Raw genomic sequence first — 7,902 nt, forward strand, 5'->3', positions numbered from 1 at the left:
TTGTGAATCTCAAAATAATTTCCCGCCGGGCTCATAGTTCACGGTCCATAGTCCATTGCATATGCCTGAAAACCAGCATCCATACTATAGGCTATGGACCATTGGCTATGGACCACGAACGCTAAAACTATCTTCCCAGCGCTTTTAGTCCTTTGCCTCCTGCACCCATTTTATTCATCATCTTCATCATTTGCCGCATTTGCTCAAACTGCTTCATGAACTGGTTCACATCCTGGATCTCTTTACCGGCGCCTTTGGCAATGCGCTTACGGCGGCTGCCGTCAATCAGATCCGGGTTACCCCGCTCCTGCGGGGTCATGGAGCCTATCATGGCTTCAATGCCTTTAAAGGCATCGTCACTGATGTCAATATCCTTGATAGCCTTACCTACCCCGGGTATCATACCCATCAGGTCTTTCAGGTTACCCATTTTCTTGATCTGCTGCAGCTGCTCCCGGAAGTCATCAAAATCAAACTGGTTCTGACGGATCTTCTTTTCCAGCTTTTTAGCCTGTTCTTCATTGAACTGCGCCTGCGCCCTTTCTACCAGGGTGGTAATATCACCCATGCCCAGGATACGCTGCGCCATACGCTCGGGGTAAAACACATCCAGCGTATCCAGCTTTTCGCCCATGCTCACGAACTTGATGGGCTTTTCCACCGTGTACTTGATGGTTAAGGCCGCACCACCGCGGGTATCGCCATCCAGCTTGGTAAGCACTACACCGCTGAAGTCAAGGCGGTCGTTAAAGGCCTTAGCGGTGTTCACCGCATCCTGGCCGGTCATGGAATCCACTACGAACAGGATCTCCTGTGGCTGCACCGCTTTGCGGATGTCAGCCACTTCGGTCATCATAGCCTCATCCACGGCCAAACGGCCGGCAGTATCTATAATAATTACGTTATGTCCGTTCTGTTTGGCTTCCTTAATAGCGTTTTCAGCTATCTGCACGGCATTCTTATTTTCCGGCTCGCTGTACACGGGCACTTCTATCTGCCCGCCCAGCACTTTTAGCTGGTCAATAGCCGCCGGGCGGTAAATATCCGCCGCCACCAGCAAAGGTTTCTTACCCTTCTTGGTTTTCAGGAAGTTGGCCAGCTTGCCGGAGAAGGTGGTTTTACCCGAACCCTGCAAACCGGCTATGAGTATAATGGTGGGATTGGCTTTGAGCTCCAGCTCTGCCGCTTCGCCCCCCATCAGTTCAGCCAGCTCATCCTTCACGATCTTTACCATCAGCTGCCCGGGAGAGATGGCGGTAAGCACCTTTTCCCCCTGCGCCTTATCCTTTACCCGGTCGGTAAAGTCTTTGGCTATCTTATAGTTCACGTCCGCATCCACCAGCGCACGGCGTATTTCCTTCACGGTGCTGGCTACGTTGATTTCAGAGATACGGCCCTCTCCTTTCAAGAGTTTGAACGCGGAATCCAGCCTTTCTGATAATGATTCAAACATTAGTAGATCTATTAGTTGTTTTTACGGATCAAAGTTACGTTAATCGTTCGTGATTGCCGGACCGCAATCTGCGGCCGGGCTTTCCGTAACGGCAAAAAAAAATGGTGAATATGCTAACATATTCACCATTTTTTTTGCGAAATTATGTTTTTACGGTCTGATTACAAAACTAGCATAGATTACAAAAATACCAGCAACGCTTTACTGCACCACTAAAACCATTTAGCAAACTCAGCTACCTAAATAGTTCCGGAGCAGCTTGCTTCGAGAGGTTGTACGCAGTTTTGTGATGGCTTTATCCTTGATCTGGCGCACGCGTTCGCGGGTAAGACCAAATTTTTCACCAATATCTTCCAGTGACATGGGATGTTCAACGGCTATGCCGAAGTACAGCATGATCACATCTTTCTGACGGTCGGTTAAGGTAGACAGGGAACGTTCTATTTCCCGGCGCAGTGAATCATGGTGATCCAGCTCTTCATCGGCGCTTACTGCATTCGGGTTTTCCAGCACATCCAGCAGGGAGTTGTCCTCACCATCAATGAACGGAGCGTCCATAGATACGTGGCGGGCAGCTACACCTAAGGTGGCCTCTACCTCTTCTGTATTAATTTCCAGGATGGTAGCCAGTTCGTCGGGAGAGGGTTCTCTCTCAAATTCCTGCTCCAGCTGGGAATATGCTTTACTGATCTTATTGCTTAAACCCACTTTGTTCAAAGGCAGGCGTACAATACGGGACTGCTCTGCCAATGCCTGCAGAATGGATTGACGGATCCACCATACGGCATACGAAATGAATTTGAAACCTCTGGTTTCATCAAAACGCTGGGCCGCTTTTATGAGGCCCAGATTACCTTCATTAATGAGATCACTGAGCGACAGGCCCTGGTTCTGATACTGCTTAGCCACGGAAACCACAAAGCGTAAATTGGCTTTGGTCAGTTTTTCCAGTGCCCGCTGGTCACCCTGCTTGATTCGGATGGCCAGGTTCACTTCTTCCTCCGGCGTAATCAGATCTACTTTTCCAATTTCCTGCAAGTACTTCTCCAGGGATTGTGACTCCCTGTTCGTAATCGACTTCGTGATCTTGAGTTGGCGCATTGACATAGAGTCGGAACAGTTACAGGTTATTAATAAAAAGTTAATTTTTGACGAATACCAGACAAAAATAAGTTTTTTTAGACACCACCCAAAAAAAATGTTTAGTTGTTAAACCGTTTTCAAGCAAAATCGATTGATTATTTATTTCTGTCTGATGGTAGGTGTTACAACGTGATCCAATTGGAAAAAGTGTCTAATAGACTCTTAATCAACATAAATATATTAAATATTATTTTAATAATAATAAAATTTATAAACCATCAAATAAATGCCGGAATTGATTAAAAAAAAACAGCAAATTATTTTGACAGAATAAATATTTTTCTATAATTGCAGCCGGATGATATTGATTTACTAATTACATTGAGCGATGTCTAAGAAAGTGCAATATGAGTTGGAATACCCGGTACGGTGCTCACCCAGTATCTTATACGAATTCCTTTCCACCCCCGCTGGTTTGCAGGAGTGGTTTGCCGATAAAGTAGATTTCAGGGATAATGTTTTCTCATTTTCCTGGAATGGCGCTACTGAAGAAGCCGAAGTGCTGGAGCAGGAGGAAGAAGAATTTATTCGTTTGCATTGGTTACATGCCCCTAACGGAGAATTTTTTGAATTCCGTATCCAGATATCAGAAGTTACCAATGAAACGATACTGGTAGTGAAAGACTTTGCAGAGAAGAAGGAAATAGCCGACCAGAGCCAGCTTTGGGACTACCAGGTAAAGGACCTTTTTCACCGTATCGGGAATTAATACCCGTTACGGTAGCTAGTAATTGACTTTGTAATACCCCTTATTTACCAGTCACTCACTACCTTCATTACCCATTTATTATTGCCAGTAAGGTTGTATAACAGGCTACTGCTTCAGGGATTATTTTTTCCCAAATTTCCAGTGCAAACGGTTTGGCCAGCTTTATAAAATCTTTTTGTTCAACCCACGCATCCCACTCCTGTGGCGTAAAAGCGGCTACTGCCCGGTAATTTCCATTTTCAAAATCGTGCATCCAGGGATCGTTCTGTACATATACCTGGAAGCCCTGTGCTACCAGCGTTCCGTAACCGGCTTTTAACGCGGACACATAATGTATTTTCACCGTACCGGCCAGGTGTAAGGTGCAGCTGAAATAATGCCCCCACCAGAACATGGTACGGAAGGCCAATACCGCCTCCTGGCTAAAGTAACGCGGGTAATCCAGTATTACATAGGGCAGCTCTTTATACCGCTCTCCCTTTGATATTTTACCACCCTGCTGCAGGCAGGGCACCGGGAAGGCAGCTGCAGGCACCTGTTTTTCCAGCTCCCGGTGTACTGCGCCAAACAGCTCCATTACCTTGGTTATCACACTGTTCTTATGGTAGATCCAGGCGGCGTCAAAAGCTACCTGCCGCTCCGCTGGTGTAAGCAAAAAATTTCTCATATAATTAACGCTATCATCATACCCGCGTGGCCGCTGCTACGGAAAATCGAAGTAAATTTGCGGCTCATACAGGATCAGGCGCCTGTTGCTCCGGCAATTTTTTGCGGCCTGATAACATGGTAAAAATCGTAAATAATAACTATTATTACGAAGTGAAAAAACTCGATAAGCTCATTATTAAAACATTTCTGGGGCCCTTTATAGCCACTTTTTTTGTTACCTGGTTCGTATTGCTGATGCAGTTCCTCTGGAAATACATTGACGACCTGGTGGGCAAAGGGCTGGACCTTCCGGTAATACTGGAGCTTATTTCCTATACCAGCGCCAGCTTAATTACCCTGGCCCTGCCACTGGCAGTATTGCTTTCTTCTATAATGACCTTTGGCAACCTGGGCGAGAGCTTTGAGCTGGTGGCCTTAAAATCATCCGGTATTTCCCTGCTGCGTTTCATACGTCCGTTACTGTTTGTTTGTATTGTTATTGGCGTACTTGCTTTTTTGTTTGCCAACTACGTGATACCGGTTGCTAACCTGCGCGCAAAATCACTGTTATACGATATTACCAATTCCAAGCCGGCCTTTAATATTAAGGCAGGCGTGTTTTACGGTGATATTCCCGGCTATACAATCAAAGTAGCGCGCAAGGAAAAAGATAACAGGACCATTCACCAGGTAATGATCTTTGATCAGTCAAACGGTGGCGGCGGTGCTGCGGCTGATAAGCTGATACTGGCTAACAAAGGCACCATGGAGCTTTCCAGCAACAAACGTTTCCTGTACTTTGTACTGAACGATGGCTGGCGGTATGAGGAACGTAACCTGCGTGGCTCCAACACACCCGGTGAGCTGATCCGCATGGGTTTTAAAGAATATAAAAAAGCATTTGACCTTAGCTCCTTTACTTTTAGCCGCCTGGATATGGGCCTGTTTGCCTCTAACCAGCAAATGCTGAACATACGGCAGCTGGATAAAGCGATTGATTCCCTGAACCGGGAAGCGGCCAATGTAAGCAAAACTGTGAGCGCATACGTAACCTCCCGCTATCCTTTTTATAAATGGAAAGACAGCGCCTGGCTGCCCTCCGCCCCTTCCCTGGGCGTACAGCAGTTTAAGGATATAATACCGAAGAAGAATTACCGTTATGTATTAGACCGTGCGGAACAGGCCCTGCGTGAAACGCAAAGTAACCTGGAAGCGCCAGCCAAGGAATATGGTGATAAAAATACCATTATGATCCTGCATAAGGTGGAATGGCAGCGCAAGTTCACCCTGGCGGCCGCCTGTGTGGTGATGTTCCTGATAGGCGCCCCCCTGGGCTCCATTATCCGCAAAGGCGGTTTGGGAACTCCCCTGGTATTTGCAGTGATATTTTTTGTTATATTTAACATCTTCTTCATGGTGGGCGAGAAAATGGCGCGTAAAGATGTGCTGACCACCTTTGGGGGTATGTGGCTATCGAATATTGTGCTGTTGCCCATTGCGGCATTCCTGATCTACAAGGCCATGAATGATTCACAATTATTCAACAAAGAATTTTATTTTAGAGCTTTTGAAATAGTCAAGAAGTTCATACAAAGAATTAGAGAACGTAAGCGAGAACAACAACCTACAACATAAAAAACGCACACCTTGAAAACGTTCGTTACACTGTTCAGAAAGAATACCTACTTCTTTCTTCCGCTGCTCTTATGGGTATTGGCAGGCGGATTAATGCAAAGTATCTTCTCACCGGAGGAGCTTTTTATGGGTATTAATCAAACCCACAATTCCGTTGCCGATGTGCTGATGACGGGGATCACTTATCTGGGAGATGGCTGTTCTTTTGCAGTAGTGCTGCTGTGCATGTTAATAGCCCGCAAGTACAAGCTGTTCTTAATTGGCCTGGTAAGCATACTAACGGTAGCGCTTATTGTGCAAATAGCCAAACATGCTATAGAAGCACCCCGGCCCTTATTATATTTCCAGAATGCTTCTTTTGTGCATGTGGTAAAATGGGTATCTGTGCATTATAATAACAGCTTTCCTTCCGGCCACTCTGCAGGTGCTTTTGCCTTGTTCAGCTTTCTGGCGCTGATCGATAATAATAAGCTCCGCGGCCTTTTATTTGTATCCCTGGCTTTAATTGCAGCCTATTCCCGTATTTACCTGGCGCAGCATTTCTTTGCTGATATTTATATTGGCAGCATTATTGGCGCCAGCTGCAGCTTTGTGGTATACAGCCTTTTTGAGTTTAAGAACCTGACCAAAACGCCCGTGCTTTGTCCCAAAGCAGCGGAGGCAGCCTTACTGGCAGAAGCCTCCCTGGGATAACTATTGCCGGGTAAGTAACGGTAACAGGTACTGTTAGTTGAATAGTTTATTGGGACGGATTTAAATAAATCTGCTATCTTACCGTTAACCTCATAACGGACAACCAATAAGCGATTTAACTGTTTTACCAATAACCACTTAACTTACCCGGATGAAGTACCTTCTGATTGCCATAGCAGCAGGACTACTATTCATTCCCTTTTTGGGAAGTGTGCCACTGCAGGATCCATTAGCACTTTATAATGCTGCAACAGCCCCGGTTACCGAGCCGGGTAACGGTAGTTTTGCTCCATTTCCTTTATGGGGCTGGCTGCAATCCGGCAGCGTATATTTTCTAGGCAATACCCCCTTTGCCCTGCGCCTTCCCAATGCCCTTATTGGTATTATTACCTTACTTACTTTTTATGCCATTGGTAAAAAACACGCGGATGACAGGCTGGGAACCTGGTGGGCGCTGATCTATGCCGGCTGCTGGCTGCCATTCCTGTTCTTCAGATCTGCCCTGCCGGACCCGCTGTTCAATTATCTATTCTTCCTGAGCATCTATTTCATATATCGTATAGCCTATACCGTAAAACCTCTGCGCCTGGTTATCTTAAGCGGCATATGCATGGGGCTGGCTGTATTGGTGAAAGGCCCGGCGGCCATTATACTGGCCCTGCTGTTATTACTGGGTTACTGGATAACCAGCAAGGGTAAAACCTGTGTTAAACCGGCACAGCTGGTATTGTGGCTGCTGTTTGCACTTATACCGGCTGCCGTATGGCTCAGCTATACCGGCATCGTATATGGATGGCTGGTAGTACAACAGTACGCACATTTTGTGGCAGGGTTGCTGGCAAATCCCTGGCCGCAAAGCAACCTTGTTTATTATATGGTATTGCTGCCTGGCTGTTTTCCGGCAGTCTTGCTCCTGCTCTGTTACTTTTATGCAAAACGCCGTTCTATTTATAACACCGGTGAGCCCCTGGATCTGAAAGAATTTAAGGTATGGATGTGGCTTTTTTTCTGGGTGCTGCTGTTGTTATGCCCATCGTCACTTTACATGGTACCACTCTCCTTCCTGGCTGCCTGGCAGGTGTACCGGATCAGCGCGGGGCGGCAGCGCCTGCGTGCCTGGCATGTGGTGCTGTTATTATTAACAGGGCTGGGATTAGGGCTGGGATTAGCGGCTATAGTACTGGCCGGCGTGTATAAGACCACGCTGCTGCCTTATGTGCAGCTGCCGGCGGCCCGTGCATTTTTACAATCACCCACAAGCTGGAGCTGGTGGGAAACCCTGTATGGCCTGGGCTATATACTGCTGGTAAGCTGTAGCGTAGTGTTCCTGTTCCGGAGAAAGTACCAGGAGGGGTTGTTATGCCTGTTCATAGGCTCCCTGATCTTTATAGCCGTTGCCGCTTTGCATTTTGTGCCGAAGCTCATTTTCTAAAAGAAGTGGTTAGTAATCTATAATCAATACGGTCATTATATTTATTATGATCACTAACCACTATCATTTTTATTTTATAGCAAGGTCATATTGCTTTTCAACCTCATTCCAGTTCACCACATCCCAGAAAGCTGCAATGTATTCCGGGGGGGGGTTCGGGTATTTCAGGTAAGAGGCGTGCCCCCATAC

The 7,902-nt window shown here is 46.5% G+C and carries 8 protein-coding genes; 4 read left to right on the forward strand and 4 right to left on the reverse strand.

Annotated elements, in window-relative coordinates:
- Positions 1-127: 127 nt before the first annotated feature.
- Both ffh and KVT36_RS28580 read right to left on the reverse strand, forming a co-directional pair.
- The gene (ffh, locus tag KVT36_RS28575) at positions 128-1,453 is read right to left on the reverse strand and encodes a signal recognition particle protein (protein ID WP_217606854.1); all 1,326 of its coding nucleotides are present in this window, start codon (positions 1,451-1,453) and stop codon (positions 128-130) included.
- Between the two features lie 231 nt (positions 1,454-1,684).
- Positions 1,685-2,560: an RNA polymerase sigma factor RpoD/SigA gene (locus KVT36_RS28580; protein ID WP_213086907.1), complete on the reverse strand. Its 876-nt coding sequence runs from the start codon at positions 2,558-2,560 to the stop codon at positions 1,685-1,687.
- 364 nt (positions 2,561-2,924) lie between these two features.
- On the opposite strand from KVT36_RS28580, the gene KVT36_RS28585 reads away from it, so the two are divergent.
- Positions 2,925-3,305 carry an START-like domain-containing protein gene (locus KVT36_RS28585; RefSeq protein ID WP_217606855.1) on the forward strand — a complete coding sequence of 127 codons (381 nt, stop codon included), beginning with the start codon at positions 2,925-2,927 and terminating at the stop codon, positions 3,303-3,305.
- A gap of 67 nt (positions 3,306-3,372) precedes the next feature.
- Here KVT36_RS28585 and KVT36_RS28590 read toward each other — a convergent pair whose 3' ends face one another.
- Complete coding sequence (locus tag KVT36_RS28590) at positions 3,373-3,972, reverse strand: hypothetical protein (protein ID WP_217606856.1); 600 nt, start codon at positions 3,970-3,972, stop codon at positions 3,373-3,375.
- Between the two features lie 116 nt (positions 3,973-4,088).
- Here KVT36_RS28590 and KVT36_RS28595 point away from each other — a divergent pair, with 116 nt between their 5' ends.
- The 3 genes from KVT36_RS28595 to KVT36_RS28605 all read left to right on the forward strand — a co-directional run bounded on the left by KVT36_RS28595 (position 4,089) and on the right by KVT36_RS28605 (position 7,713).
- Positions 4,089-5,588 carry an LptF/LptG family permease gene (locus tag KVT36_RS28595; protein ID WP_254640237.1) on the forward strand — a complete coding sequence of 500 codons (1,500 nt, stop codon included), beginning with the start codon at positions 4,089-4,091 and terminating at the stop codon, positions 5,586-5,588.
- Positions 5,589-5,600: 12 nt separating this feature from the next.
- Complete coding sequence (locus tag KVT36_RS28600; protein ID WP_217606857.1) at positions 5,601-6,281, forward strand: phosphatase PAP2 family protein; 681 nt, start codon at positions 5,601-5,603, stop codon at positions 6,279-6,281.
- Between the two features lie 151 nt (positions 6,282-6,432).
- A complete protein-coding gene (locus KVT36_RS28605) occupies positions 6,433-7,713 on the forward strand; it encodes a glycosyltransferase family 39 protein (RefSeq protein WP_217606858.1) in 1,281 nt (426 codons plus the stop codon).
- 69 nt (positions 7,714-7,782) lie between these two features.
- Here the strand turns inward: KVT36_RS28605 and KVT36_RS28610 are convergent.
- A partial coding sequence (locus KVT36_RS28610) for a Fe-Mn family superoxide dismutase (protein WP_305858842.1) occupies positions 7,783-7,902 on the reverse strand: 120 nt, incomplete at its 5' end.

Origin of the sequence: Chitinophaga sp. GbtcB8 (assembly GCF_019091455.1) — a bacterium.
GTDB lineage: Bacteria > Bacteroidota > Bacteroidia > Chitinophagales > Chitinophagaceae > Chitinophaga.